General features: G+C 69.1%; 22 protein-coding genes, 1 tRNA gene and 2 riboswitches. Of the genes, 11 read left to right on the top strand and 12 right to left on the bottom strand.

What is annotated here, in order from left to right; translation table 11 throughout:
* On the top strand, positions 1–649 hold a 649-nt coding region (gene eutC / locus U4Z64_RS28200), incomplete at its 5' end, for an ethanolamine ammonia-lyase subunit EutC (RefSeq protein ID WP_321821692.1).
* 31 nt (positions 650–680) lie between these two features.
* Here the strand turns inward: eutC and U4Z64_RS28195 are convergent.
* Entirely contained in the window at positions 681–1,565 is an 885-nt protein-coding gene (locus U4Z64_RS28195; RefSeq protein ID WP_321821691.1) for a LysR family transcriptional regulator, read from the bottom strand.
* A 150-nt stretch (positions 1,566–1,715) separates the two neighbouring features.
* On the opposite strand from U4Z64_RS28195, the gene U4Z64_RS28190 reads away from it, so the two are divergent.
* The gene (locus U4Z64_RS28190) at positions 1,716–3,323 is read left to right on the top strand and encodes an MFS transporter (RefSeq protein WP_321821690.1); all 1,608 of its coding nucleotides are present in this window, start codon (positions 1,716–1,718) and stop codon (positions 3,321–3,323) included.
* A 95-nt stretch (positions 3,324–3,418) separates the two neighbouring features.
* On the opposite strand, the gene U4Z64_RS28185 is transcribed toward U4Z64_RS28190, so the two are convergent.
* A complete protein-coding gene (locus U4Z64_RS28185; protein WP_321821689.1) occupies positions 3,419–3,847 on the bottom strand; it encodes a pyridoxamine 5'-phosphate oxidase family protein in 429 nt (142 codons plus the stop codon).
* Positions 3,848–4,164: 317 nt separating this feature from the next.
* On the opposite strand from U4Z64_RS28185, the gene U4Z64_RS28180 reads away from it, so the two are divergent.
* The 3 genes from U4Z64_RS28180 (at position 4,165) to U4Z64_RS28170 (ending at position 7,774) form a co-directional block, all read left to right on the top strand.
* Positions 4,165–5,691, top strand: a complete 1,527-nt coding sequence (locus U4Z64_RS28180) for an aldehyde dehydrogenase family protein (RefSeq protein ID WP_124486843.1) — start codon at positions 4,165–4,167, stop codon at positions 5,689–5,691.
* A 317-nt stretch (positions 5,692–6,008) separates the two neighbouring features.
* Positions 6,009–6,554, top strand: a complete 546-nt coding sequence (locus tag U4Z64_RS28175) for a hypothetical protein (protein WP_124667293.1) — start codon at positions 6,009–6,011, stop codon at positions 6,552–6,554.
* A 185-nt stretch (positions 6,555–6,739) separates the two neighbouring features.
* Complete coding sequence (locus tag U4Z64_RS28170) at positions 6,740–7,774, top strand: helix-turn-helix domain-containing protein (protein WP_321821688.1); 1,035 nt, start codon at positions 6,740–6,742, stop codon at positions 7,772–7,774.
* A gap of 66 nt (positions 7,775–7,840) precedes the next feature.
* Here the strand turns inward: U4Z64_RS28170 and U4Z64_RS28165 are convergent, their stop codons facing one another.
* Complete coding sequence (locus U4Z64_RS28165) at positions 7,841–8,920, bottom strand: ADP-heptose--LPS heptosyltransferase (protein ID WP_321821687.1); 1,080 nt, start codon at positions 8,918–8,920, stop codon at positions 7,841–7,843.
* 2 nt (positions 8,921–8,922) lie between these two features.
* The gene (locus tag U4Z64_RS28160; protein WP_321821686.1) at positions 8,923–10,626 is read right to left on the bottom strand and encodes a thiamine pyrophosphate-binding protein; all 1,704 of its coding nucleotides are present in this window, start codon (positions 10,624–10,626) and stop codon (positions 8,923–8,925) included.
* Positions 10,627–10,929: 303 nt separating this feature from the next.
* Between U4Z64_RS28160 and U4Z64_RS28155 the strand changes: the two genes are divergently transcribed.
* From U4Z64_RS28155 to U4Z64_RS28140, 4 genes are all read left to right on the top strand, one after another.
* The gene (locus U4Z64_RS28155) at positions 10,930–11,391 is read left to right on the top strand and encodes a hypothetical protein (RefSeq protein ID WP_044848380.1); all 462 of its coding nucleotides are present in this window, start codon (positions 10,930–10,932) and stop codon (positions 11,389–11,391) included.
* Positions 11,388–11,672, top strand: coding sequence for a type II toxin-antitoxin system RelE/ParE family toxin (locus U4Z64_RS28150; protein ID WP_321821685.1), 285 nt, complete (start codon positions 11,388–11,390; stop codon positions 11,670–11,672). The genes U4Z64_RS28155 and U4Z64_RS28150 overlap by 4 nt, the downstream gene beginning before the upstream one ends.
* A gap of 136 nt (positions 11,673–11,808) precedes the next feature.
* Positions 11,809–12,045, top strand: a complete 237-nt coding sequence (gene vapB, locus U4Z64_RS28145; protein WP_044848395.1) for a type II toxin-antitoxin system VapB family antitoxin — start codon at positions 11,809–11,811, stop codon at positions 12,043–12,045.
* A complete protein-coding gene (locus U4Z64_RS28140) occupies positions 12,045–12,446 on the top strand; it encodes a type II toxin-antitoxin system VapC family toxin (protein WP_321821684.1) in 402 nt (133 codons plus the stop codon). Before vapB ends, U4Z64_RS28140 begins: the two co-directional genes overlap by 1 nt.
* 66 nt (positions 12,447–12,512) lie before the next feature.
* On the opposite strand, the gene U4Z64_RS28135 is transcribed toward U4Z64_RS28140, so the two are convergent.
* The 7 genes from U4Z64_RS28135 to U4Z64_RS28105 form a co-directional block, all read right to left on the bottom strand.
* Positions 12,513–13,901, bottom strand: coding sequence for an L-serine ammonia-lyase (locus U4Z64_RS28135; RefSeq protein ID WP_044848377.1), 1,389 nt, complete (start codon positions 13,899–13,901; stop codon positions 12,513–12,515).
* A 30-nt stretch (positions 13,902–13,931) separates the two neighbouring features.
* Positions 13,932–15,068 (bottom strand): alginate lyase family protein, encoded by a 1,137-nt coding sequence (locus tag U4Z64_RS28130; protein WP_321821683.1) that lies wholly within the window; start codon positions 15,066–15,068, stop codon positions 13,932–13,934.
* Between the two features lie 152 nt (positions 15,069–15,220).
* Positions 15,221–18,148, bottom strand: a complete 2,928-nt coding sequence (gene gcvP, locus U4Z64_RS28125) for an aminomethyl-transferring glycine dehydrogenase (protein WP_321821682.1) — start codon at positions 18,146–18,148, stop codon at positions 15,221–15,223.
* A 59-nt stretch (positions 18,149–18,207) separates the two neighbouring features.
* The gene (gcvH, locus tag U4Z64_RS28120; RefSeq protein ID WP_044848374.1) at positions 18,208–18,588 is read right to left on the bottom strand and encodes a glycine cleavage system protein GcvH; all 381 of its coding nucleotides are present in this window, start codon (positions 18,586–18,588) and stop codon (positions 18,208–18,210) included.
* A 126-nt stretch (positions 18,589–18,714) separates the two neighbouring features.
* Entirely contained in the window at positions 18,715–19,833 is a 1,119-nt protein-coding gene (gene gcvT, locus U4Z64_RS28115) for a glycine cleavage system aminomethyltransferase GcvT (RefSeq protein WP_321802062.1), read from the bottom strand.
* Positions 19,834–19,919: 86 nt separating this feature from the next.
* A riboswitch (glycine riboswitch) is annotated at positions 19,920–20,053 on the bottom strand.
* A 31-nt stretch (positions 20,054–20,084) separates the two neighbouring features.
* Positions 20,085–20,188, bottom strand: a riboswitch (glycine riboswitch).
* Positions 20,189–20,309: 121 nt separating this feature from the next.
* Positions 20,310–20,678: a hypothetical protein gene (locus U4Z64_RS28110; protein WP_044848372.1), complete on the bottom strand. Its 369-nt coding sequence runs from the start codon at positions 20,676–20,678 to the stop codon at positions 20,310–20,312.
* Positions 20,679–20,877: 199 nt separating this feature from the next.
* Positions 20,878–21,930: an oxidoreductase gene (locus tag U4Z64_RS28105; protein WP_321821681.1), complete on the bottom strand. Its 1,053-nt coding sequence runs from the start codon at positions 21,928–21,930 to the stop codon at positions 20,878–20,880.
* Positions 21,931–22,471: 541 nt separating this feature from the next.
* Between U4Z64_RS28105 and U4Z64_RS28100 the strand changes: the two genes are divergently transcribed.
* The gene (locus U4Z64_RS28100) at positions 22,472–24,559 is read left to right on the top strand and encodes a UvrD-helicase domain-containing protein (protein WP_321821680.1); all 2,088 of its coding nucleotides are present in this window, start codon (positions 22,472–22,474) and stop codon (positions 24,557–24,559) included.
* A 97-nt stretch (positions 24,560–24,656) separates the two neighbouring features.
* On the opposite strand, the gene U4Z64_RS28095 is transcribed toward U4Z64_RS28100, so the two are convergent.
* Positions 24,657–25,556 (bottom strand): c-type cytochrome, encoded by a 900-nt coding sequence (locus tag U4Z64_RS28095; RefSeq protein ID WP_321821679.1) that lies wholly within the window; start codon positions 25,554–25,556, stop codon positions 24,657–24,659.
* Positions 25,557–25,821: 265 nt separating this feature from the next.
* Here U4Z64_RS28095 and U4Z64_RS28090 point away from each other — a divergent pair.
* Positions 25,822–25,897: transfer RNA gene (locus tag U4Z64_RS28090), tRNA-Arg, on the top strand.
* Positions 25,898–26,080 lie beyond the last annotated feature (183 nt).

Raw genomic sequence — 26,080 nt, 5'->3', positions numbered from 1 at the left:
GGTGCACCAGCCGCTCGACGCGGACGCGCTGCGCCGCGAGATCGACGCGGCCGGCTTCGCGACGCTCGGCGTGCAGAGCGCGGCGCCCGACCGCCAGCATTACCTGCGCCGGCCCGATCTCGGCCGCAAGCTGTCCGATGACGGACGCGCGCTGCTGGCCGGCTACGGCGCGGCGCTCGACGACGCGCCGGAGGTGGTGTTCGTGGTCGGCGACGGGCTGTCGGCGTTCGCGGCCGCGAAGCAGGCGCTGCCGCTGCTGCAGGCCGTGTGCCCGCGGCTCGAAGCGGACGGCTGGCGGATCGGCCCGGTGGTGGTCGCGACGCAGGCGCGCGTCGCGCTCGGCGACGAGATCGGCGAACTGCTGCGCGCGCAGGTCGTCGCGATGCTGATCGGCGAACGGCCGGGGCTCAGCTCGCCGGACAGCCTCGGCGTGTACCTGACCTGGGCGCCGAAGGTCGGCTGCCACGACGCGCTGCGCAACTGCATCTCGAACGTGCGGCCCGAAGGGCTGCCGCATGCCGCGGCCGCGCACAAGCTGCATTACCTGATGACGCACGCGCGCCGGCTCGGCCTCACGGGCGTCGGGCTGAAAGACGACAGCGATGCGCTGTTGCCGCAGGCGGAAGCGGAGCGGATCGGCGCGGATTGATGCGGATCGATGGCGCGACCGCGCCGTCCGTCTACTTGAACAGCCGCTCGCACAGGAAGTCGACGAACACGCGCAGCTTCGGCGACAGCTGCCGGCTCGACGGCCACACGATCGAGAACTGCCCCGGCGCGATCCGGTAGTCGTCGAGCACCGTGACGAGCGCACCCGTGTCCAGCGCGTCGCGCGCGAGGAAATCGGGCATGTAGCCGATGCCGAGCCCCGCCATCACCGCGCCGCGCAGCGCTTCCATGTTGTTGCAGGTCATCGCGGTGCGCAGCTTCAGCGGCGTGCCGTCATCGGCGGCGAGCGCCCAGTCCTGCAGCTTGCCGGTGGTCGGGAAACAGTAGCGCACGCAATCGTGCGCTTCGAGATCGCGCGGCGCACGTGGCGTGCCGGCCTGCGCGAGATACGCGGGCGTTGCGCACAGCACGAACGCGAACGGGCCGAGCCGCCGCGACATCAGGCTCGAATCCGACAGCGGGCCGCTGCGGATCACCGCGTCGAAGCCGCCTTCGACGACATCGACCATCCGGTCGTTGAAATCCAGGTCGAGCTCGACGTCCGGATAGCGCTGCCTGAATTCGGGCAGCACCGGCAGCAGGAACCGGTAGCCGATCACCGGCAGGCTCACGCGCAGCTTGCCGCGCGGGTGCTGCGCGGCGGCCGTCACGGTCGCCTCCGCGTCGCGAAAATCCTCGAGGATCCGCTGGCAGCGTTCGTAGAAATGGCGCCCTTCGTTGGTCAGCGTGACGCGCCGCGTCGTGCGGTTGAACAGGCGCACGCCGAGCGACTGCTCGAGCCGCGCGATCGTCTTGCCGACGGCGGACGCCGAGATGCCGAGCGCGCGGCCGGCCGCGACGAAGCTGAGCGCTTCGGCGGTGCGGACGAAGGCGGCGATGCCGTTCAGGTTTTCCATCGGCGTAGGCGGGCGAGCGGATGCGAAGCGGTGAATTGAGGAATTTTAGTCCGTTATATACGGAGCAACGCATTGTTTTTCGGTGATTGAATCGAAATTATCCTTGATCGCGCTTGAGGCGCATCCGCGCCGGCTTTTCGAGGAGCAATGATGGATCACCCGTTTTCAGCCGATTCAGCCACGTCGGCACGCCGGCGCGCGTGGGTGCTGGCCGCCGTCTGCATGGCCGCCGTCGCGCTGCCGCTGTCGTTTTCGGGCGGCGCGGTCGCGACGCCCGCGATCGGCCGCGACCTGCACGGCGGCCCGGTCGCGATGAACTGGATCACCAACGCGTTCATGCTCGCGTTCGGCAGTTTCCTGATGGCGGCGGGCGCGCTGGCCGACCAGTTCGGCCGCAAGCGCGTGTTCGCGATCGGCGTCGGCGGCTTCACGCTGATGTCGGTTGCGCTCGCGTTCGCGCCGTCGATGCTCGCGGTCGACCTGCTGCGCGCCGCGCAAGGGCTCGCGGCGGCCGCGGCGCTCGCGGGCGGCACGGCCGCGCTGGCGCAGGAGTTCGACGGCGCGGCGCGCACGCGTGCGTTCAGCCTGCTCGGCACGACTTTCGGGATCGGGCTCGCGTTCGGGCCGGTGCTCGCCGGCTGGCTGATCGCGCACGGTGGCTGGCGTGCGATCTTCGTCACGGGCGCGGCGGCGGGCGCCTCGTCGCTCGGGTTCGGGCTGCCGCGCATGCACGAGTCACGCGATCCGCATGCGACGGGGCTCGACTGGCCCGGCACCGCAGCGTTCACCGCCGCGCTCACGCTGTTCACGTTCGGCGTGATCGAGGCACCCGCGCGCGGCTGGACGCATCCGCTCGTCGTTGTGCTGCTGGCGGGCGCGGTGCTCGGCGCGTGCGCATTCGTCGCGATCGAGACGCGCGTCGCGCGGCCGATGCTCGACCTCTCGCTGTTCCGGATTCCGCGCTTCGTCGGCGTGCAGGTGCTGCCGGTGTCGACCTGCTGCTGTTACATCGTGCTGCTCGTCGTGCTGCCGCTGCGCTTCATCGGCATCGACGGTTTCAGCGAAATCGACGCGGGCTGGCTGATGCTCGCGATCTCTGCGCCGATGCTCGTCGTGCCGCTCGTCGCGGCGACGCTCACGCGCTGGCTGTCGGCCGGCGTGATCTCGGGGCTCGGGCTCCTGCTCGCGGCGGCGGGCCTCGTATGGCTGGGCGTCGCGCTGCGCGGCGGCGCGGGGCCGGCGGCGATCGCGCCGATGCTCGCGATCGGCGTCGGGGCCGGCATGCCGTGGGGGCTGATGGACGGGCTGTCGGTCAGCGTCGTGCCGAAGGAGCGCGCGGGGATGGCGACCGGGATCTTCAGCACGACGCGCGTGGCGGGCGAGGGGATCGCGCTCGCGATCGCCGGCGCGGTGCTGGCGACCCTCGCGCACGCCGATTTGCGGCAGGCGGCGACGGGGACCTCCGACGCGACGCTGCGGGCGGCCGCGCGCCTCGCGACCGGCGATCTCGCCGGTGCGGCGGCCGGGTTGCCGGGCGTCGGTCGTGCGGCGCTGCTCGCGAGCTATGTGCATGCATTCGATCGGCTGCTGATCGGGCTCGCGGTCGTCACGGTGCTGTGTGCGGTGGTGGTGTTCGCGTTTCTCGGTGCACGGCCGGCAGTGGCGGAAGCGCGCGGCGATGACGGCGAACAGGCGCATACCGACGCGCGGGCGCGTCGCCGGACCGAACCGGCTTGTGCGGAGGCAAGCGGGCGGTGAGTGTGCGGTGAGCGGGCGCGTTTGCGCAAGCGGCCGCAGCGCCTCATCGGCTCATGCGCGCCCGCCTTGCCGCGACGACGGCATGGTGCGGCGACTCACGCCAGCACGAGCGGCGGCAATTCCGCATCGGCCCGCGCGTGCGCGCTTTCCACGTCAACGACCACATAACGCAGCGCATCCGGCCACAGCTGCGCGCGGCTTCCCGCGTCTTCGTCGATCGTCGCGCGCCCCTGCACGAGCCACGTCGTCTGCCGGACGAAATCGACGAACAGCAGCGCGATCGCCGGATTCACGAGCAGGTTGCCGATCGTGTTGAACAGGTTGTTGCCCGCGAAGTCGGGCAGCACGAGCGTGCGGCGATCGGGCAGGTCGACGAGCGGGGCGAACGAACCGTCCGCGCGCGGCTGCCGGCCGCGATACGAGCAGTCGGCGTCGCCCGCCGCGTTCGCGGTCGCGACGATCAGGAATGCCTGTTCATGGATGAACGCGACGACATCGTCGCTCAAGGGGCCCGGCTGGTTCATGGTTCGGTCGGCGCGTGGCCGATGCGTGCGGATCCGCGTTCCGCACGCAAGCGACATGCCATGCGGCGAGCGTGGCGCGCAGCGGTGCGTGCGCAGCTGCGCTGTGAAAAATCCGAACACCCGTCGTACCCGCTGTGCCGTCCCGGTGTTCAGAATCGGGACACTCGTGTTCGGTGCGCCGGCATCGCCCCCGGCGGGCGCCCGGACGCACCGCTCCTGTTCCGTTTTCGCCCGGTTTGGCACGCATGTTGCGTAAACCGTGCAGCGCGATCCAACCGGCGCTGCATTCACACAAGCACGATGAACAGGAGACATGTATGAACCCGTTTGACCTGAAACAACTGGGCCTCGACGTCGAATACCCGTACCGTCAGCAATACGACAACTACATCGGCGGCAAGTGGGTTCCGCCGGTGAAGGGCGAGTATTTCGAGAACGTGTCGCCGATCAACGGCAAGCCGTTCTGCCGCGTGCCGCGCTCCAGCGCCGACGACATCGAGGTCGCACTCGATGCCGCGCACGCCGCGCGCCGCAAGTGGGGCAAGACGTCGGTCACCGAGCGCGCGAACCTGCTGCTCGCCGCCGCCGACCGGATGGAAAAAAACCTGAAGCTGCTCGCGGTGGCCGAGACGATCGACAACGGCAAGCCGCTGCGCGAGACGATGGCGGCCGACCTGCCGCTCGCGATCGACCACTTCCGCTATTTCGCGGGCTGCATCCGCGCGCAGGAAGGCGGCATCTCCGAGATCGACGACAACACCGTCGCGTATCACTTCCACGAGCCGCTCGGCGTCGTCGGCCAGATCATCCCGTGGAACTTCCCGCTGCTGATGGCCGCGTGGAAGCTCGCACCGGCGCTCGCGGCCGGCTGCTGCGTGGTGATGAAGCCGGCCGAGCAGACGCCCGCGTCGGTGCTGGTGCTGATGGAGCTGATCGGCGACCTGTTCCCGGCCGGCACGATCAACATCGTCAGCGGTTTCGGCAAGGAAGCGGGCGAGGCGCTCGCGACCAGCAAGCGGATCGCGAAGATCGCGTTCACCGGTTCCACGCCGGTCGGCAAGCACATCCTGCGCGCGGCGGCCGAGAGCCTGATCCCGTCGACGGTCGAACTGGGCGGCAAGAGCCCGAACATCTTCTTCGCCGACGTGCTCGACCAGGACGACGCGTTCCTCGACAAGGCGCTCGAAGGCCTCGCGATGTTCGCGCTCAACCAGGGCGAAGTGTGCACGTGCCCGTCGCGGATCCTGATCCAGGAATCGATCTACGAACGCTTCATCGAGAAGGCCGTCGCGCGCGTCGAGCGCATCAAGGGCGGCCACCCGCTCGACCTGCAGACGATGATCGGCGCGCAGGCGTCGCAGCAGCAGCTCGACAAGATCCTGTCGTACATCGACATCGGCCGCGACGAAGGCGCGCAATGCCTGACGGGCGGCGAGCGCACGGCACCGGCCGCCGACCTCGGCACGGGCTATTACGTGAAGCCGACGATGCTGTTCGGCAACAACAAGATGCGCGTGTTCCAGGAAGAGATCTTCGGGCCGGTCGCGTCGGTGATGACGTTCAAGGACGAGCAGGAGGCGATCGAACTCGCGAACGACACGTTCTACGGGCTCGGCGCGGGCGTGTGGACGCGCAACGGTACGCGTGCGTACCGGATGGGCCGCGAGGTCGAGGCCGGCCGCGTGTGGACCAACTGCTACCACCTGTACCCGGCGCACGCGGCGTTCGGCGGCTACAAGCAGTCCGGCATCGGCCGCGAGACGCACAAGATGGCGCTGTCGAACTATCAGCAGACGAAGTGCCTGCTGGTCAGCTACCAGGCCGAGGCGCTCGGGTTCTTCTGATCGCCGCAGCAGGGGGCGAAGTGCCGGGGCCGGCCGGGCGGCAGCGCAACGCTGCCCGGTACGGCGGCCGGTGCCGGACGACGGCGACGCGTCCGGTGCCGGCTTGCCGTGGAAGGTGCGGCGGTCGGGCAGCTGGCTGTCCAGCCGCCGGGCGGCGTCCGCGGCGAGGCGGCAATGCGCTGGCGCCGGTTCGTCCGGCACTTCGCCGTTTTCGTGTTCCGACCTTCGATACGGGCGTCGGCATTCGCACGGGCCGGTGCGCGTTCGCGCCCGTATCGTGCCCGTATCGCACCCCGATGGCCCCGACGGAAACCAGCATGTCAGAACTGCCCGGATCCTATCCGCGTCACCCGGTGTTTCACGCGGGCGAGCTCGACGCGCATCACCGCTTCGGCGTCGCCGACGAAGCCGAGCGGATGAGCGACGTCGTGACGACGCGGCTGAGCATCGGTGTGCGCCAGTTCGTCGAATCGCAGCCGTTCATGTTCGTCGGCACGACGAGCGGCGGCCCGGCCCCGTCGCGCATGACCTGCGACATCGTGCAGGGCATGCGCGACGCGAACGGCGATCTATGGCCGGTCGTGCGCGTGATCGACACGAAGACGCTGCGCTTCGCGCTGCCGGCGCACGGCGGCCACCGGCTCGATGCGCTGGCGTGCGACGGCTGCGGCGTCGGGCTGCTGTTCATCGATTTCGTGCGCGGCATCCGCTACCGGATCAACGGCCGCGCGACGTTGCGCACCGATCTGCCGGAAGCGGACGCGGCGCCCTGGCCGGCGGGCAGTCCGATCGTCGAACTGGCGGTCGCGCAGGCGTACGGCAATTGCGGCACGCGGGTCGTGCGGTTGCGGCCGGGCGCGTAGCGCGTCGCCGAGCGGCCGGCGGCACGCATGCCGCACCCGCGCGGTGCGCGGCATGCCGCCTCCGGGTGCGCCCGCATGGCGCGCATCGGCCGCACGGCGTTGAATGACGGGCTTGTCGCCGGACAACGCGGATCGGCACGGGACTTGCGTGTTGGACGTGGTCCCGGGCGGGTGAGGAGAACATGATGGGTCAACGAGTGGAGTGCATGGCCGAGCCGACGGCCGAGGACACGCGGTGCAGCGCGCAGGGCGACGACGCGCTGGCCGGCCAGGCCGTGGTCAGCGTCGCGCACGACGCCGACGAGCAGGCGCGCAACCTGATCGGCTGGCGGCAGACCTACGACCAGCTCGCGGCCGGCCGCTTCGTCGGCACGCTGACCGAGCTGCCGCTCGACACGATGAAGCTGTTTCGCGAATCGACGAGCCACCTGCTGCGGCAGGCGTGCGAGGTGCGCGGCGACGCATACTGGTTCGGCATCCCGCTGACGAGCGACGGCACCGCGCGGGTCGATGCGTGCCGCATCGGCCCCGGCGCGCTCGCGTTCCGGCCCGGCAACGTCGAATTCGAATTGCTGACACCCGCGCAGTTCTCGATCTACGGCGTGGTCGTGCGCGGCGACGTGCTGCGCCGCTACGCGGAGGAAGTCGAACACCGTGCGCTCGACGAGCGGCTGTTCGCGCAGCGCGTGATCCAGATCGGCGATACGCGGCTCGCGCGCCTGTGCGCGCTGCTCGGCCGCCGCCTCGACGGCGCGGCGGCCGCGGGCGGGCCGCTGGCCGACGCGCAGCGCGACGACCTGCAGGCCGAGGTGCTGGCCGCGCTGTTCGACGCGTGCGCGCAACCGGCTGACGACGGCGCGGGCGGCGCCCCGTCGACACGGCGCTGGATTGTCGAGCAGGCGCGCGAGTACGTGCTCGCACACCGCACGCGCCCGGTCGGCGTGCCCGAGCTGTGCGAGCAGTTGCACGTGAGCCGGCGCACGCTGCAGTACTGTTTCCAGGACGTGCTCGGCATGGCGCCCGCGACCTATCTGCGCACGCTGCGGCTGAACGGCGCGCGGCGCGACCTGTGCGGGCGGGCGGCCGGTTCGGTGCAGGACGTCGCGGAGGCGTGGGGCTTCTGGCACCTGAGCCAGTTCGCGACCGACTATCGGCGGCTGTTCGGCAAGCGGCCGTCGGAGACGCTGCGCGAGCGGGCGGTGACGGTGGCGGCCGGGTGAGGCGGGCGGCGGCGCGCGGATGCCGCGGTGCGTCCGGTCATCCGGGCGACTCCCTTTTCTCCATCCCTAACCGGCGGTAGCCGCCGCTTCACGCGGCGCAGGCCACGGCAAGGCATCCCAGTCGATCGCCCGGTAAGCGGCTTCGACCGCCGCGAGGTCGTCCGGCCGCTCGCTGCGATGCAGCCCGTGCAAAGCGTCCGGCACATCGAGCGCGACCGGTACGCAGTGCGGATAGTCGCGCACGCGCAGCGCCGGGCCGATCGTCGTGAAACAGCCGAGCGTCGGCACGTCGAAACCGTCGGCGAGATGCAGCGCGGCCGTGTCGGGCGCAAACAGCACGCTCGCCCCCCTGACCCAGGCAATGAAGTGCGCGGTATCGGCCGCGTCGCCGCTCACGTCGACATAGGCCGGATGAGCGACGGGGCCGAAGCCGACTACCGGCAGCCCGTAACGCCGCGCGAGCCGCTCCACGAAAGCCGCGCGCAGCGCCGGCGGCACGCTGCGCACCGCAGTGCTCGCGCTCGGGCAGAACAGCACGTACGGCCGCCGCCATTCGGCCGGCAGGGGCAGCCGCGCGAGCCAGCGATTGCGCTTCGCGGCGGCCGGCACCGTGGCCGGATCCGTGCCGAGCGCGTCGAGGAAGAAGTCGATCATCGGCTGTCGCGCGAAAGCGGGCCAGTACAGGTGATTGCCGAGATCGATGCGCGGCGCGTGCTCGGGCAGTGCGTCGGCGGCGCACGGCAGCGCACGCGACGGCGCAACGACGTCGGCGGCGAGCGCATACAGCGCGGCGACGTAGCGCGGCGTGCGGGCCGGCCGGTAGAGCGTGAAGCGCAGGCCGGGATGCATCGCGCGCAGCGCGGCGAGCGCGGTCAGCCCGATCACCGAGTCGCCGAGCGCGACGCCCATTCCGTTGATCACGTACACGTCCGCCGTGCGGCCGTAGTCGAGCCGGAACGGCCGGTGGGCGGCGTGCAGCAGGCCGAGCGCCGGCGCGGCCGGCACGTGATCCTCCGCGGGGCCGCCGCCGTGCTCGAGGTCGTAGGGGGCGACGAGCGTGCCGTCGGGCGCGAGCAGCGTGCCCGGATACGTCAGCGTGTCGTCGCGCGACAGCGCGAGGCCGGCCGCAGCGGCGCGCATTTCCATGATCACGCGCCGCGCGCGCGGCGGCCCTGCTCGCGGATCTGCTCGAGCGTCGCGGCCGGCGTGCTGGCGTCCTGCGGGATGCGGATCTCGATCAGCGCCGGCAGCCCGCAGGTCAGTGCGCGCTCCAGTGCCGGCGCGAAGTCGGCGGTGCGCTCGACCGTCTCGCCATGCGCGCCGAACGCGCGCGCATACGCGGCGAAATCGGGGTTCGTGAGCCCGGTGCCGTGCACGCGCCCGGGATAGTTGCGCTCCTGATGCATGCGGATCGTGCCGAAATGCCCGTTGTTGACGACGATGGCGACGATGTTCAGCCCGTACTGCATCGCGGTCGCGAGTTCGTTGCCGGCCATCATGAAGCAGCCGTCGCCGGCGAGCGCGACGACGGCCCGCGACGGATACAGCGACTTCGCGGCGAGCGCGGCGGGCAGCCCGTAGCCCATCGCGCCGCTGGTCGGCGCGAGCTGCGAGCGAAAGTGCCGGTACGCGAAGTGGCGATGCAGCCAGATCGCGTAGTTGCCGGCGCCGTTGGTCAGGATCGCGTCGTGCGGCAGGCGCTCGCGCAACTGCACCATCACGTCGCCGAGCTGGACGTCGCCGGGCATCGGCAGCGGCGCGTGCCATTCGCGGTACGCGCGGTGCGCGTCGGCGGCCGTGCCGGCCCACGCGGGGTGCGCCGGCGGTTCGAGCGCCGCGAGCGGCGCCGCGATTTCCGGCATCCCGGACACGATCGGCAGGTCGGCCGCATACACGCGGCCGAGCTCGTCCGCGCCCTGGTGCACGTGGATCAGCGTCTGGCGCGTCTTCGGGATGTCGAGCAGCGTGTAGCCGCCCGTCGTCGCTTCGCCGAGACGCGGGCCGAGCACCAGCAGCAGGTCGGCGTCGCGGATCCGCTTGCCGAGCGCGGGATTGATCCCGAGGCCGACGTCGCCCGCGTAGTTCGGGTGCGCGTTGTCGAAGGTGTCCTGGAAGCGGAACGCGCACGCGACCGGCAGTTGCCAGCGCTCGACGAAGGTGCGCAGGTTCGCGCATGCGTCGGGCGTCCAGCCGCTGCCGCCGACGATCGCGAACGGCCGCTCGGCGCGCGCGAGCCGTTCGCGCAGCTCGTCGACCTGCGCGGCCGACGGCGACGCCGCGACGCGTTTCGCGGCCGGCACGACGGGCTGCGGCGCGCACGCGTCGGACAGCACGTCCTCGGGCAACGCGAGCACGACAGGGCCGGGCCGGCCGGACGTCGCGACGTGGAAGGCATGGCTCAGGTATTCGGGAATGCGGCGCGGGTCGTCGATCTGCGCGACCCATTTCGCCATCTGGCCGAACATCCGGCGGTAGTCGATTTCCTGGAAGGCTTCGCGGTCGAGGTGCTCGCGCGCGCACTGGCCGACGAACAGGATCATCGGCGTCGAATCCTGGAATGCGGTGTGCACGCCGATCGACGCGTGGGTCGCGCCGGGCCCGCGCGTGACGAACGCGATGCCGGGGCGGCCGGTCAGCTTGCCGACCGCTTCCGCCATGTTCGCGGCCGCCGCCTCGTGGCGGCAGACGACCGTCTGGATCCGCGCGGTGTCGTCCGCCAGCGCATCGAGTACGGCGAGGAAGCTCTCGCCCGGCACGCAGAACACGCGTTCGACGTGATTGGCGAGCAACGCATCGACGAGCAGTCGCGCGCCGGTGGTGGCGCGCGGCTCGAGATCCTTGGAATGCGACATGGGCTGCCGTCTCCCTGGGTAGCGGGATGTACAGATTACGCCTGTTGTCGGGGCGCCGGCACGCTGGCCGGTGAAAAGTGTCGGAACGCGCGAGCTCGGGGCGTGGATGTTGCACGTTCGCCGGTGCGGCTCGCCGAACGGCCAGCTTGTGCGCGCTGGGCCAAGAGTGAAAAGTGGACACGATGGGAGTCGGGATGAATGCTTATCCCGGCAGGGAAATCGAACCCCAAGCAATAATAAAGTGGGATGCCATTTAATAGTAAAATTTTGGCCAACCGATGGTTAACTGGATCGAGGATCACCATGGCCACCGAAACGATCGATCAAAAGACGCTGACGGAACTGGTCGAAGCCGGCGCCGTGCACGCGGCCCGTGTAGTTGGCTGCGGCAGCGGGTGGACGATCTCGGCTCGTTGCGGCACGAACGAACGCTTTCTGTCGGCCAAACGCGGCGACGTGCGGGTGTTTCGCCGCTTTGAAACGCTGGTCGGCTTTCTGCGCGACATCGGCATCAGCCGTTTCGATGTGGATGCGTCGGAGTTCGACCCGGATGCGGCCGGCCGGGCGACCCGGCCCGATCGGGCGGCCGCGATGAGGGCGGCACACGAGGCAGCGGCCCACGATCGCTGGTTTCGCGAGCAGGTGCAGCAGGCGCTGGACGATCCGCGCGCGTCGATTCCCGACGCGGAGGTGAGCGCCGACTTCGCGTCGCGCCGTGCGGCGCTGCGTGAACGGCTCGCGGGCAGGCGAGGGGATGCTTCTTGACCTTCGCGCTGCACTGGAATCCGAAGGCGTACGAGGATCGCGCCGTGATCATGGACTACATCGGCGAGGACGACCCGCAGGCCGCAATCGAACTCGACGAACTGCTGGAACAAAGGGCCGCCACGTTGCCGGCCCGTGCAGAGCCGTATCGGCAAGGGCGAGTGGCCGGCACGCGCGAACTGGTGGTCGCGCCGAACTACGTGCTCGTGTATCGCATCAGACCGGCTGAGGGGATCGTCGAGATCCTCCGCGTGCTGCATGCGCGACGGCAGTGGCCGTGATGCCCGATATCCGCAAGTCGGCGTCGAGCGGCGGATGAAGGATTTCAAGGGAACGCATGTTATGTACACACATGGATTTACATCGCAGACCGCATCGGATAAGGTACATCCCATGTACATCCATGCGGAGATCGACATGCACACGACGAAGGTATTTCGGAACGGCAACTCGCAGGCCGTGCGAATTCCTGCCGACCTCGCCTACGAGCGCAGCGATATCGAACTGGAAATCGAGCGTATCGGTGACGAAATCCGTATTCGACCGATACGGCGGCCGTTGACCCGCGTACTCGAGAAATTCGCGAAATTCGGGCCGGATTTCATGGCGGAAGGGCGCGGCGACCAGGAGCAGGCCGATCGCGAGGAGCTGTAATGCCGCGCTACATGCTCGACACCAACATGTGCATCTATCTGATGAAGAACCAGCCTGAGCAAGTCGCGAAACGATTTGCGCAGTGCTACACGGGAGATGTGGTGATGTCGGCGATCACGTATGCCGAGCTCGAGTCCGGCGTCGCCGCATGTGCGAATCCTGCGCGGGAGCGTCGCCATCTCGCCGCGCTGATCGACGATATCCCCGTTGCTCCGTTCGACGTCGCGGCGGCGCAAGCGTATGGTCCGGTCCGCGACGCAACCCGGGAGCGGAAGAAGGATCATCTCGACAAGCTGATCGCCGCGCATGCGGTGTCGCTCGACGTCGCGCTCGTGACCAACAACGAGCGGGATTTCGTCAGCTATCCGGGATTGCGGCTGGAGAACTGGCTGAACGATTGATGGCGGTGATTGTGTCCGACGGTCATGCGGGATATCGATCCACCCGCATGACCGCCGGACCCTGCATCAGCACTCGACGATATTCACCGCCAGCCCGCCGCGCGACGTTTCCTTGTACTTCGTCTTCATGTCGGCGCCCGTCTCGCGCATCGTCTTGATCACCGAGTCGAGCGACACGTAGTGCGAGCCGTCGCCGCGCAGCGCCATGCGCGCTGCATTGACGGCCTTCACCGACGCCATCGCGTTGCGCTCGATGCATGGGATCTGCACCATCCCGCCGACCGGGTCGCAGGTGAGGCCGAGGTTGTGCTCCATCCCGATCTCGGCCGCGTTCTCGACCTGGCGCGGCGTGCCGCCGAGCACGGCCGCGAGCGCGCCGGCCGCCATCGAGCACGCGACGCCCACTTCGCCCTGGCAGCCCACTTCCGCACCCGAAATCGACGCGTTGAGCTTATACAGGATGCCGATCGCGGCGGCGGTCAGCAGGAAGTCGATCACGCCCTGTTCGTTCGCGCCCGGCGTGAAGCGCGTGTAGTAGTGCAGCACGGCCGGGATGATGCCGGCCGCGCCGTTGGTCGGCGCGGTGACGACGCGGCCGCCGGCCGCGTTTTCCTCGTTGACCGCGATCGCATACAGGTTGATCCAGTCGACCATCGACAGCGGATCCTGCAGCGCACGCTCGGGATTGCCAGTCAGCGCGCGATACAGCTGCGGCGCACGGCGCTTGACCTGGAACGGGCCGGGCAGGTTGCCGTCGGCTTCCGGGTTGCCGATCCCGCAGCCGCGCGACACGCACGACTGCATCACGGCCCAGATCTTCAGCAGCCCGTCGCGCGTCTCTTCCTCGGTGTGCCACGCGCGCTCGTTTTCCCACATCAGCTGCGCGATCGACTTGCCGGTCGACTCGGTCAGCGCGAGCAGCTCGGCGCCGGTGCGGAACGGATGCGTCATCTGCTCGGCCGCGCTCAGCACCTTCGTGTTCGGCGCACCGGCCGTCACGACGAAGCCGCCGCCGACGGACAGGTAGGTGCGCTCGACCAGCACGTCGCCGTTCGCGTCGGACGCGCGCAGCTTCATGCCGTTCGGGTGTTCGGGCAGCGCCTGCCGGTAGAACGCGATGTTCTCCTTCAGCACGAACGGCACCGGATGCGTGCCGAGCAGCGCGAGCTTCTTCGACTTGCGGACATCTTCCAGACGCGCGTCGATCGTCTCGGGATCGACGGTGTCGGGCGCGTCGCCGAGCAGGCCGAGCATCACGCCGCGGTCGGTGCCGTGGCCCTTGCCGGTCGCGCCGAGCGAGCCGTACAGCTCGACCTTCACGCTGGCCGTCGCGTCGAGCATCCCGTCTCGCTCGAGGCCCTGCACGAACATCAGCGCCGCGCGCATCGGTCCGACCGTATGCGAACTGGACGGGCCGATGCCGATCTTGAAGAGGTCAAACACGCTGACTGCCATCTTGATACCTGCCTTGCTTTAAGAATAATGCTAGCGCGCCTGCAATGGCAGGCACGCGGCGAGCCATGCGGGCGGCATGGGGGAGAGTTGCCGCGCGACGCGCGCATAGCGCCCGTCGAGACGCGCGGCCAGATGAAAGAGTTCGGTGGCGTTTTTCGGGTCCCACTGCCCCGTATAACCCGGCAAGCCGGCCTCGCGGCGCTTCGCGTCGAACGGCACCGGCGAATTCACGAATTCCTCGTGCGTTTTCTCGCCGAGCGCGTACGGCACGAGCCAGTCGAGCGCGGCCGCGAGCGTCGCGCCGTTCGCGCCGCGCTCGCGCAGCCAGTTGCGGTTGAAGCGGCGCGCGGCGAGCGCGGCCGTCACCAGCGGTTGCAAGTCGTACACCGCGTAATGCAGCGCATCGCGTTCCTCGAAATCCCAGGTCTTGCCGTCCGGGCCGATGTTGTCGGCGAGATGCTCGACGAACAGCCGCTGCGCGGCGTTCATCATCTTGCGGTCGCCGAGCGTGAACGCGGACAGCGCGATCAGCTTGATCCGGTGGCTCTGCCAGTTGTTGCGCCAGGTGCCGGCGAGCGGGCGCTTCTGCGCGTCGATCTGCGCGACGTAACCGGCGCCGAGCTTCGCGATGAACGCCGCCGTCGCGTTACGCGTCTTGACCGGCAGCGCGCTCGCCGTCATGTCGTACGCGATGATCAGGCTGTCGAAGCGCGTCTCGTCGATCGGGTTGAAGCCCGGCTGATAGGTCGACACCCACGCGGACAGGAAGCGGTCGACGAGCTGCAGATAGCGCGGCGCGTTCGTCACGCGCCACGCGAGCGCGGCGTCGCGCATCAGCTCCATGTCCTTCAGCGCGTCGGCGCTCTGGTCGTAGATGCCTTCGTGCGGCAGCGTGCCCTCGGTGTGCACGCGCGCCATTGCCTTCGGCTGCTCGCCGATGCGCGCGTCGACGCTGCGGATCAGTGCCTGCACGCCCGGCTCGGCCTGCGTCGTCTCGCTCGCCTGCAACGCGGGCGCCGCGCAGAAATTCATCGCCGCGCGCGCGCTGCCGGCCGTGCCGAGGCCGGCGGCGGCCAACGACAGCGACGCGACGAGCAGCGGCACGACGCGGCGCGTGCGCGGCCGCTCCTGCGTGGCACCCTGGCCCGGAAACATCGGACGCACCATGCGGAACTCCTTGATTGGCTGGATCGCGTGTGATGTTAGCCGGATTGGCGGGCAAACGTGAATCGATCGGGCAGACGGCGGACGCAAAAACCGCACGCAACCGAGGGTTGCGTGCGGTGTGGTCACGGCCGGACTCCGGAGCGCGGCGAGCGTTATGCGTAGTCCGACACCGGCACGCACGAGCAGAACAGGTTGCGGTCGCCGTAGGCGTTGTCCGCACGGCCGACCGGCGGCCAGTACTTGTTCGTGCCGAGCGACGCGACCGGGTACGCCGCCTGCTCGCGCGAGTACGCGTGCGGCCATTCGTTCGCGGTGACGACGGCTGCCGTGTGCGGCGCGTGACGCAGCGGGTTGTCCTCGCGGTCGGCGCGGCCTTCCTCGACGGCACGGATTTCCTCGCGGATCGCGATCATCGCGGCGATGAAGCGGTCGAGTTCTTCCTGCGATTCCGATTCCGTCGGCTCGACCATCAGCGTGCCCGGCACCGGGAAGCTCATCGTCGGCGCATGGAAGCCGTAGTCCATCAGGCGCTTCGCGACGTCGTCGACGCTGATGCCGCTCGTTTCCTTGAGCGGACGCAGGTCGAGAATGCACTCGTGCGCGACCAGCCCGCCCGGGCCCGAATACAGCACCGGATAGTGCGGCGCGAGGCGCTTCGCGATGTAGTTCGCGTTGAGGATCGCGGTTTCCGTCGCGGCGGTCAGGTTCTTCGCGCCCATCATCGCGATGTACATCCACGAGATCGGCAGGATCGACGCCGAGCCGTACGGCGCGGCCGACACCGCGCCGATGCCGTCTTCCGCACGCGCGTAGCCGGTCGAACGCTGGTTCGGCAGGAACTTCGCGAGGTGCGCGCCGACCGCGACCGGGCCGACGCCCGGGCCGCCGCCGCCGTGCGGGATGCAGAAGGTCTTGTGCAGGTTCAGGTGCGACACGTCGCCGCCGAACTGGCCCGGCGCGGTCAGGCCGACCATCGCGTTCATGTTCGCGCCGTCGACGTACACCTGGCCGCCGTGCGCATGCACGATCTCGCAGATCTCGCGGACGTTCTGCTCGAACACGCCGTGCGTCGACGGATACGTGATCATGATCGCCGCGAGGTCGTTCGCGTGCTGCTTGGCCTTCGCCTTCAGGTCGGCGATGTCGACGTTGCCTTGCGCGTCGCACGCGACGACCACGACCTTCATGCCGGCCATGTGCGCCGACGCCGGGTTCGTGCCGTGCGCGGAGGCCGGGATCAGGCACACGTCGCGATGCGCTTCGCCGCGCGATGCGTGGTAAGCGTGGATGATCAAGAGGCCCGCGTATTCGCCCTGCGAGCCGGCGTTCGGCTGCAGCGACACGGCCGCATAGCCGGTCGCGGCGACGAGCATCTGCTCGAGCTGGTCGATCATCTCGCGGTAGCCGACGGTCTGCTCGGCCGGTGCGAACGGATGGATCCGGCCGAATTCGGGCCACGTGACCGGCAGCATTTCCGACGTCGCGTTCAGCTTCATCGTGCACGAACCGAGCGGGATCATCGAACGGTCGAGCGCGAGATCCTTGTCCGACAGGCTGCGCAGGTAGCGCAGCATTTCGGTTTCGGAATGGTGGCGGTTGAACACGTGGTGCGTCAGGTACGCGCTCGTGCGCTCGAGGCCGGCCGGCAGCACGGCGACGCCGCCGAGGCCCGCGTCCAGCGCGTCCACGGCCGGCGCGGTGCCGCCCGCGGCCTGCGCGAATACGGCAAGGAGATCGGCGAGGTCGTCGCGGGTCGTCGTTTCGTCGACCGACACGCCGACTTGCGTGTCGCTCACGCGACGCAGGTTGATGCGCTTGGCCTTCGCGAATTCGTGGACCTGCGCGGTGCGTGCGCCGGTATCGATCGTCAGCGTGTCGAAGAACGTGTCGTTGACGGTCGCGAAGCCGAGCTGCTTCACGCCGGCGGCGAACAGCGCGGCGATGCGGTTCACGCGCAGCGCGATCGTCTTCAGGCCGTGCGGGCCGTGGTAGACCGCGTACATGCTCGCCATGATCGCGAGCAGCGCCTGCGCGGTACACACGTTCGACGTCGCCTTCTCGCGGCGGATGTGCTGTTCGCGCGTCTGCAGCGCGAGGCGCAGCGCGGGCTTGCCCTGCGCGTCGACGGTCACGCCGACCAGGCGGCCCGGCATCTGGCGCTTGAATTCGTCACGCACGGCCATGTAAGCGGCGTGCGGGCCGCCGAAGCCCATCGGCACGCCGAAGCGCTGCGTGTTGCCGACCGCGACGTCCGCGCCCCATTCGCCGGGCGGCGTCAGCACGGTCAGTGCGAGCAGGTCGGCCGCGACGACCACATGGCCGCCGGCCGCGTGGATCGCTTCAGTGAGCGCGCGGTAGTCGCGCACGTCGCCGTACACGCCCGGGTACTGGAGCAGCACGCCGAACGCGTTCGCCTGCGCGGCGTCGGCCGCCGGGCCCGTCTTGACCTCGATGCCGATCGGCAGCGCGCGCGTGCGGATCACTTCGAGCGTCTGCGGCAGCACGTCGTCGGCGACGTAGAACACGTTCGACGCCGGCTTGCCGGTGCGCTGCAGCAGCGTCATCGCTTCGGCCGCGGCGGTTGCTTCGTCCAGCAGCGAGGCGTTCGAGATCGCGAGGCCCGTGAGGTCGGCGACCATCTGCTGGAAGTTCAGGAGCGCCTCGAGGCGACCCTGGGAAATTTCGGGCTGGTACGGCGTGTAGGCCGTGTACCACGCCGGGTTTTCGAGCACGTTGCGCAGGATCACGGCCGGCGTGTGCGAGTCGTAATAGCCCTGGCCGATATACGAGCGGAACACCTGGTTCTTGTCCGCGAGGGCGCGCAGCGCGGCGAGGGCTTCGGCCTCGCTCTTCGGTTGCGCGAACGGGCCGAGCGGCAGCGTTTCGGCGCGGCGGATCGAGGCCGGGATCACGGCGTCGATCAGGGCGGCGCGCGACGCGAAGCCGAGCGTGTCGAGCATGGCCTGCTGGCTGGCGGCATCGGGGCCGATGTGGCGTTCTGCGAACGCGTCGTGCGTTTCGAGCGCGGCGAGCGAGAGGGGCGTGCGGTTCATCAGGCGGTCCGGGTGTTCGAGCTTCATGGCGTGACTCTGGTCCCGCGCGGGCCGAGGCCGGCCCCGCGCGGTTCGGGTAAGGAAAATTAGTCGATCAGCTTGCTGTAGGCGTCAGCGTCGATCAGCTTGTCGGTCGACGCGCCGGCCGCGAGCTTGATCTTGAAGAGCCACACGCCGTATGCGTCGCTGTTCACTTCTTCCGGCGAGTCGGCGGCTTCTTCGTTGATGGCGACGACTTCGCCGGACACCGGCGAGTAGATGTCGGATGCCGCCTTCACCGATTCGACGACGCCGACGGCGTCGCCCGCGTTCACCGACTTGCCGACTTGCGGCAGCTCGAGGAAGACGATGTCGCCGAGCGTGCTCTGCGCGTGATCGGTGATGCCGACCGTCAGCGTGCCGTCGGCTTCGGTGCGGACCCACTCGTGTTCGTCGGTGTACTTCAGATCGGCCGGGACGTTGCTCATCGGATGCTCCTGGATAAAAGGGTGTGTTCGTTATGCTGGCGCGCCGCCGGGGCGCGCCGGGTGTGGTTGCGCCGGGCGCCATTTCCCGGCTTCGCGGCAGGCGGCCTCCCGGTCGCCTCCCGGTCGTTACGCAGCGAGGACCTTGCCGTTGCGCACGAACGGCAGTTTTACCACGCGCGCGGGAAGTTGCTTGTCTCGAATCTGCACATGGACCGTGTCGCCGACCTGGACGGCCGCCGGCACGCGCGCGAACGCGATCGACTCCTGCATCGATGGCGAGAACGTGCCGCTCGTGATCTCGCCTTCGCCGTGCGGCGTGACGACCTTCTGGTGCGCGCGCAGCACGCCGCCCGCCTTGCCGTTTTCCTTCTGCAGGATCAGGCCGACGAACGCGGCGCGCGTGCCGTTTGCCTCGAGTGCGGCGCGGCCGACGAACTCGCGCGGCGCCGACAGGTCGACCGTCCACGCGAGGCCCGCGTCGAGCGGCGACACGGTGTCGTCCATGTCCTGGCCGTACAGGTTCATGCCGGCCTCGAGGCGCAGCGTGTCGCGCGCGCCAAGCCCGCACGGGCGCACGCCGTTTTGCTGGAGCGCGTTCCACAGCGCTTCGACGTGCACGGCCGGGACGATCACCTCGAAGCCGTCTTCGCCCGTGTAGCCGGTGCGCGCGACGGTGAGGTCGCCGAACGGCGTGCCGGCGACCTGCGCGGCGTTGAACGGCTTCAGCTCGCTGGTCGCGGCGCGCGCGGCGGGCACCGTCGTCCAGACCTTTTCACGGGCGTTCGGGCCCTGAACGGCGACGATCGCGAAATCGCGGCGCGGCGCGATGGTCAGGCCGTAGCCGCCTTGTTCGTTGAGCTGGTTGAACCACGCGATGTCCTTCTCGGCCGTGCCGGCGTTGACGACGACGCGGAAGAAGTCTTCGGTGAAGTAATAGACGATCAGGTCGTCGATGACGCCGCCCTGCGGATTGAGCAGGCACGAGTAGAGCGCCTTGCCGGGGATCTTGAGCTTGCCGACGTTGTTCGCGATCGCGTGCTCGAAGAACGCGCGCACGCGGCTGCCGGTGAAATCGACGACGCACATGTGCGACACGTCGAACATGCCGGCGTCGGTGCGCACGGCTTCGTGTTCTTCGATCTGCGAGCCGTAGTTGACGGGCATGTCCCAGCCGCCGAAGTCGACCATGCGGGCATTGAGCGCGCGGTGCGCGGCGTTGAGCGGGGTTTGATTCAGTGCAGTCATCGAGGCCTCAGGCAAGGCGCTTGCGCGCGGGTCAGAACGGCCATGTGCCGACCGTCGCGGCCTTGGGGCCTGCGAAACGATCCGGTACATGCCCCTCTGTCCTCGATACCTGAGAGATTGCGCCGCGGCCACGAGCCGGCGAACGCGCGCCCCTTCGGTGGGCAGCCTGCCCGCGCAGCCAATGTGCTGCGGGCTACTGCCGCTCTCCAGAGTGCGGGGAGTGCGGCCCGCGCAATGCGCGGACGGGATTCCCCGACGCGGTCGGTCCTTTTGCCTGAGAGTTTGCGGGTGTGCCCCTTCGGCGGCGCGACCGGCGTTGCTGCTACGCGGTCACACGCTCTCCCGACGCGTGCGGGCGACTGTACGCGAGCGGGTGGGCATTGTCAATTTGAGCAAAAGAATGTCGCTTCGCGACAAGCGGCGGCGTGCGGCGCCGCCGCTTCTGCCGGCACCGGCGGGCGCCGGCATGGCCGGGATTACTCGCCGATCGCGCGCGCGGCCGTGTCGAGTTCCTGGTTCAGCACGCGCTGCTCGTCGCCGGACAGGCCGCCGTTGTGCTGGCCCGACATGTCGTTCGCTTCCTGGCGGATCACGTCGAGGCGGTGGTGCAGCTGCGCGCCGTACGGCGGCGGGTAGTAGCCGCCGTTCACGCGCGCGTCGATGCGCCGGTGCAGGTTGTCGATCCGGCCCTGGACCTCCTGCAGGCGATCGTTCGCGACGACCTGCGGATTCGGCCGCGGCGGGGGCGGGGGCGCCTGTCGGGCCGGCCGCTGCGGCTGCACGACGCAGGCCGCGAGCGAGGAAACCAGGACGCAGCATGCCGCTGCGCGAATCAACCGTTGCATCACATTCTCCTGACGGTTTGGTGTCGGATCGACTTTTTGAGAAACGCGTCAGACCGGACGACCGCTGACTTTCGTTCCCGCACCATTTGTAACGGAATGTTCGGGAACGTGGCGCCGTGGCGGCTGACGCGTGACCGCTGCCGGGGGCGGCGCGCGGTGGCGGCTGCGGCCGGGGCGACGACGACCCGGCCGGCGGCCGTCAGACGGTGCGACGCACGAACGGTACCCGGCGGCCTTCGTGCTCGCTCTGCGCGGCGAGCTCGATGATCGTCATCACGTCGACGGCGTCCTGCGGCGTGACCGGGAACGGCGCGCCGTCGTGGACCGACGCGGCGAGCGCGCGATAGAACTCCGCGTACTGCCCGTCGAGCGTCGGCACCGGCCGCTCGACCTCGACCTCGCCGTCGAGCACGCGCAGCACGCCGGGCGGGTTGCCGCCGCCGAACTCGACGTGATCCGGCGTGAGGCCGGCCTTCAACTGCTCTTCCTGCGTGTCGAGCCCGAACTTCTGGTAGCTGCCGCGCGTGCCGTGCAGCGTGAAGCGCGCGGGCTCGATCGCCGACAGCGCGCTCGCATGCAGCGCGACGTCCTTGTCCGGATAGCCGAGCAGCAGGTGCACGAAATCGGGCGCCGTGCCGTTGTCGCGGCGTGTCTTGACCGTGGCGCTGACCGTTTCCGGCAGCCCGAACAGCGCGAGCGCCTGATCGATCAGGTGCGGGCCGAGATCGAGCAGCAGGCCGCCGCCGCGTGCGGGCTCCTCGCGCCAGCGCGTGCGCGGCGTCGGCCGGAAGCGGTCGAAGTGCGACGCGAAATAGGTGAGCCGGCCGAGTTCGCCGGATTCGACGATGCGGCGCACGGTGAGGAAGTCGCCGTCCCAGCGGCGGTTGTGGAACGGTGCGAACAGGCGGCTGCGCGCATTCGCGAGCCGCGCGAGCGCGAGCGCTTCGTCGGCCGTGAGCGTGACGGGCTTGTCGACGACGACGTGGCGGCCGGCCTGGAGCACCTGGCGCGCGAGCGCGAAGTGCGTGTCGTTCGGCGTGGCGATCACCACGCAGTCGATATCGTCGAGGCCGAGCAGCGTGTCGAGATCGGGGACGATGCGGGCGCCCGGAAAGGCAGCGCGCGCGCGATCGGGTTGCCCCGTCGCGATCGCGGCGACCTCGGTGCGGCCGCTCGTGGCGATCACGGGCGCGTGGAACGTCGCGCCGGCGAAACCGAAACCCATCAAACCAATCCTGAGCAATGACGACATGGCAATCCCTGGCTGCGTACGAAACGAAAAGAGGGCGCGCCGCTGGGGCGCGAGGACGACCGGCTATTTTGGCATGGCGCGGCGGCGCACACCGACGCGCTCGGCAAAATGCCCGGCAGGACACGGCATGCGCGCGGCCGCAGCCGGCAATATGCGTCGGACCGCCGGGCGCTGCGCGCATCGACCCCGCGGGCGGCGTTGGGGCGCGTCCCGCCGCGGGCTTCCCACCGCGACGGCCGCCCATTGTGACCGATCGGGCCGTGGATGGGGCCGGATTGGCCGTCCGGACGAGGATCGGCGAGGACTGGATAAAGAACCCGACAAGAAGGCGAAACGGCAGCTTGCCCGCACGAAAAGCCGGCACACGCCCGCCCGAGAAACGACCGCCTGCCCGCCCGGCCCCGTCCGGCGGCGCTCCCGAAAAGCGCGTCGCCGACGTGTTAACATGCGCGTCCTGCCCCGCGTGTCCGCCTGCATTCCAGGCCCGTCGCGCGCGGCATCCTCCCGGCGTTCGCCGTCAACCGCAACATCATCCGCCATCATGTCCGCAGGCCTCAACTCCGCTCAGAACGAAGCGGTGCGCTACCTCGACGGTCCCTGCCTCGTGCTCGCCGGCGCGGGCAGCGGCAAGACCCGCGTGATCACGCAGAAGATCGCGCACCTGATCGAAGCGAAAGGCTTCGAGCCGCGCCACATCGCGGCCGTCACGTTCACGAACAAGGCCGCCGCCGAAATGCGCGAGCGCGTGTCGAAGCTGCTCGAGGGCAAGACGCTCACCACGCCCGGCAAGGAAGGCCGCAAGGTGCCCGTCAACCAGCTCACCGTGTGTACGTTCCACTCGCTCGGCGTGCAGATCCTGCGCCAGGAGGCCGAGCACGTCGGCCTGAAGCCGCAGTTCTCGATCATGGATTCGGACGACTGCTTCGGGATGATCCAGGAGCAGATCGGCACCACCGACAAGGGCCTGATCCGCAAGATCCAGAGCACCATCTCGCTGTGGAAGAACGGCCTGATCATGCCCGAGGAGGCGATGACGATCGCGGCCAACGAGGACGAGCACCAGGCGGCGCTGGTCTACCGCAACTACGTCGCGACGCTGCATGCATACCAGGCGGTCGACTTCGACGACCTGATCCGCCTGCCGGCCGAGCTGTTCGCGAAGAACGAGCAGGTGCGCGACCGCTGGCAGAACAAGCTGCGCTACCTGCTGATCGACGAATACCAGGACACCAACGCGTGCCAGTACGAGCTGCTGAAGCTGCTCGCCGGCACGCGCGCCGCGTTCACGGCGGTGGGCGACGACGACCAGGCGATCTACGGCTGGCGCGGCGCTACGCTCGAGAACCTCGCGCAGCTCGGCAAGGATTTCCCGAAGCTGCACGTGATCAAGCTCGAGCAGAACTACCGGTCGACGGTGCGGATCCTGACCGCTGCCAACAACGTGATCGCGAACAACCCGAAGCTGTTCGAGAAGAAGCTGTGGTCCGAGCACGGGATGGGCGACTCCATCACCGTCACGCCGTGCAACGACGAGGAGCATGAGGCCGAATCGGTCGTGTTCCGGCTGTCCGCGCACAAGTTCGAGCGGCGCGCGCAGTTCCGCGACTACGCGATCCTGTATCGCGGCAACTTCCAGGCGCGAATCTTCGAGCAGGTGCTGCGGCGCGAGCGGATTCCATACGTGCTGTCGGGCGGCCAGTCGTTCTTCGACAAGGCCGAGATCAAGGACCTGTGCGCGTACCTGCGGCTGATTGCGAACGCCGACGACGATCCCGCGTTCATCCGCGCGGTCACGACGCCGCGCCGCGGCATCGGCAACACGACGCTCGAGGCGCTCGGCTCGTTCGCGGGCCAGGCGAAGGTGTCGCTGTTCGAGGCCGTGTACATGGGCGGGATCGAGGCGCGGCTGTCCGCGCGGCAGGTCGAGCCGCTCAGGATGTTCTGCGACTTCATTCAGCGCCTGACCGATCGCGCGGACAAGGAGCCCGCGACCGTCGTGCTCGACGACATGATGGAGGCCATTCACTACGAGGCCTACCTGTACGATGCGTTCGACGAGCGGCAGGCGCAGTCGAAGTGGCAGAACGTGCTCGAATTCCTCGAATGGCTGAAGCGCAAGGGCACCAAGCCCGAGACCGAAGCCGTCGACGGCGAGGCCGACGGCTTCCACAACGCGGACGGGCTTGCGGATACCGGCAAGAACCTGCTCGGCCTGATCCAGACCGTCGCGCTGATGTCGATGCTCGAAGGCAAGGACGAGGATCCGGACGCCGTGCGGCTGTCGACCGTCCATGCGTCGAAGGGGCTCGAGTATCCGCACGTGTTCCTGGTCGGCGTCGAGGAGGGCATCATGCCGCACCGCGGCGGCAGCGAGGACGACGGCCCGATCGACAACGAGCGGATCGAGGAGGAGCGCCGCCTGATGTACGTCGCGATCACGCGCGCGCAGCGCAGTCTGCACCTGAACTGGTGCAAGAAGCGCAAGCGGGCGCGCGAGACGGTCGTGTGCGAGCCGTCGCGCTTCATTCCCGAGATGGGGCTCGACGAAGCGCCGCCGCCGACGCCGGAGGAAGCGCCGATGACGCCGAAGGACCGGCTCGCGAGCCTGAAGGCGCTGTTGCAGAAGTGAGGCGGTGCGCTTCGGCGCACGGACGCCGCGGCGATCCGGATAAACGAAACCCCCGCGATGTGTGTGCGCCGCGGGGGTTTTTTCTGGCCGGCAGGCGTTACTTCGACGCGTTGACCATGTAGTCGACGGCCGCCTTCACGTCGGCGTCGGACGCGCTCGACCCACCCTTCGGCGGCATCGCGCCCTTGCCGTGCAGCGCGTAGTTGTAGACGGTATCCATCGAGTCCTTCAGGCGCGGCGCCCAGTCTTCCTTGCTGCCGAACTTCGGCGCGCCGAGCACGCCGGCCGCGTGGCACGCCTGGCAGACCTGCGTGTACAGCGCCTTGCCGGCGGAGGCGGCGTCGGCGCTGGCCGGCGCGGCCGCGGGCTTTTCGCCGGCCTGCGGAATCGCGGCGATCGCGGCCATTGCAGCGGCGGCCTGCGCGTTCGATGCGTCGGCGCCCGAAGCGCCTGCCGCACCCGCCGCGCCGCTCGCCGCCGGTGCCGCATTGGCGGCCGGGGCAGCCGGTTCGGGGAAGTTCGCGCCGTCGTTGTTCGCCATGTAGACGATCGCACGCGCGATTTCATAGTCGCTGACGTCGTCGGGGCTCGTGCCGCCGCGCGGCGGCATCGCGCCCTTGCCCGACAGCGCCGTTTTCAGCAGCGTGTCGAAGCCCTGCGAGATGCGCGGTGCCCAGTCGTCCTTGTTGCCGAACTTCGGCGCGCCCGCGGCGCCCGTGCCGTGACAGGTCACGCACACGGCCTTGTAGACTTCCTCGCCGGTCTTGTACGTGCGGGGCGCATTGGCGTCCTTCACTTCGACTTTCGCGAGCGGTGCGATCCGCGCGGCGACCTGTTCGTCGGATAGCGCATCCGTGCCCGCGCCCGAACGGAACGCATGGTTGGCATAAGTGGCAAACAGGACGATCAGGGCGATCGGAATCGCGAATGAGGCGATGACGACGGCAATCAGCTGCCCGGGGGTTTTGACGGGAGATTCGTGGGGTGCTTCGCTCATGCTTGCCTCGTCTCCGTGATTAGGAATTGTGAGCGCGGTGCAACGGCAAAATGGCTGGCGATCCAATGAGTCCGGACGATTATAGACGGAACGTTTACATCACGGCGAGCGGCGCGAAGGCGCGTGTTTACCCGCACGAATTGCGGGCCTGACGGGGTTTCGGCGGGCAAGGTGGACGCGTTTTGGGAAACCGGGTATCCTTGCGGTCTTGTCAATGGTGGGCGGCCAGTTTATTGGGGTCGTTTCACTGTCGTCACTGTCATATGCGCCCGTAGCTCAATGGATAGAGTACTGCCCTCCGAAGGCAGGGGTTGCTGGTTCGATCCCAGCCGGGCGCGCCAAGCCTGATCGAGCATTCTTCGTATCGATTCCCTTTTTTTGATCGTTCATCTCGCGTGCCTAACCAGGGCAACGTGAGGGCAACGCGCGCCGGTTGGCTCGGGCATCGACAGCGCGCGAGTCACTGATACGGCAGCTTGCGCCGCGCCGCTAGCCCGTGCGCGAGCGATCCAGACGCTTCCGCC

Source organism: Burkholderia sp. BCC1996 (genome assembly GCF_905339955.1).
Taxonomy (GTDB): Bacteria; Pseudomonadota; Gammaproteobacteria; order Burkholderiales; family Burkholderiaceae; genus Burkholderia.
Note: the sequence above shows the minus strand (reverse complement) of the source record. Positions and strands in the feature narration are given on the sequence as shown.

Excerpts from the sequence above, each read along its gene's own strand:
- U4Z64_RS28180 (WP_124486843.1), top strand. The coding sequence starts at position 4,165 with ATGAACCCGTTTGACCTGAAACAACTGGGCCTCGACGTCGAATACCCG.
- gcvH (WP_044848374.1), bottom strand. The coding sequence starts at position 18,588 with ATGAGCAACGTCCCGGCCGATCTGAAGTACACCGACGAACACGAGTGG.
- U4Z64_RS28175 (WP_124667293.1), top strand. The coding sequence starts at position 6,009 with ATGTCAGAACTGCCCGGATCCTATCCGCGTCACCCGGTGTTTCACGCG.
- U4Z64_RS28140 (WP_321821684.1), top strand. The coding sequence starts at position 12,045 with ATGCCGCGCTACATGCTCGACACCAACATGTGCATCTATCTGATGAAG.
- U4Z64_RS28185 (WP_321821689.1), bottom strand. The coding sequence starts at position 3,847 with ATGAACCAGCCGGGCCCCTTGAGCGACGATGTCGTCGCGTTCATCCAT.
- U4Z64_RS28100 (WP_321821680.1), top strand. The coding sequence starts at position 22,472 with ATGTCCGCAGGCCTCAACTCCGCTCAGAACGAAGCGGTGCGCTACCTC.
- U4Z64_RS28165 (WP_321821687.1), bottom strand. The coding sequence starts at position 8,920 with ATGGAAATGCGCGCCGCTGCGGCCGGCCTCGCGCTGTCGCGCGACGAC.
- U4Z64_RS28110 (WP_044848372.1), bottom strand. The coding sequence starts at position 20,678 with ATGCAACGGTTGATTCGCGCAGCGGCATGCTGCGTCCTGGTTTCCTCG.
- U4Z64_RS28170 (WP_321821688.1), top strand. The coding sequence starts at position 6,740 with ATGGGTCAACGAGTGGAGTGCATGGCCGAGCCGACGGCCGAGGACACG.
- U4Z64_RS28160 (WP_321821686.1), bottom strand. The coding sequence starts at position 10,626 with ATGTCGCATTCCAAGGATCTCGAGCCGCGCGCCACCACCGGCGCGCGA.
- U4Z64_RS28190 (WP_321821690.1), top strand. The coding sequence starts at position 1,716 with ATGGATCACCCGTTTTCAGCCGATTCAGCCACGTCGGCACGCCGGCGC.
- U4Z64_RS28195 (WP_321821691.1), bottom strand. The coding sequence starts at position 1,565 with ATGGAAAACCTGAACGGCATCGCCGCCTTCGTCCGCACCGCCGAAGCG.
- U4Z64_RS28130 (WP_321821683.1), bottom strand. The coding sequence starts at position 15,068 with ATGGTGCGTCCGATGTTTCCGGGCCAGGGTGCCACGCAGGAGCGGCCG.
- gcvP (WP_321821682.1), bottom strand. The coding sequence starts at position 18,148 with ATGAAGCTCGAACACCCGGACCGCCTGATGAACCGCACGCCCCTCTCG.
- U4Z64_RS28135 (WP_044848377.1), bottom strand. The coding sequence starts at position 13,901 with ATGGCAGTCAGCGTGTTTGACCTCTTCAAGATCGGCATCGGCCCGTCC.
- U4Z64_RS28155 (WP_044848380.1), top strand. The coding sequence starts at position 10,930 with ATGGCCACCGAAACGATCGATCAAAAGACGCTGACGGAACTGGTCGAA.
- U4Z64_RS28105 (WP_321821681.1), bottom strand. The coding sequence starts at position 21,930 with ATGTCGTCATTGCTCAGGATTGGTTTGATGGGTTTCGGTTTCGCCGGC.
- U4Z64_RS28095 (WP_321821679.1), bottom strand. The coding sequence starts at position 25,556 with ATGAGCGAAGCACCCCACGAATCTCCCGTCAAAACCCCCGGGCAGCTG.
- vapB (WP_044848395.1), top strand. The coding sequence starts at position 11,809 with ATGCACACGACGAAGGTATTTCGGAACGGCAACTCGCAGGCCGTGCGA.
- gcvT (WP_321802062.1), bottom strand. The coding sequence starts at position 19,833 with ATGACTGCACTGAATCAAACCCCGCTCAACGCCGCGCACCGCGCGCTC.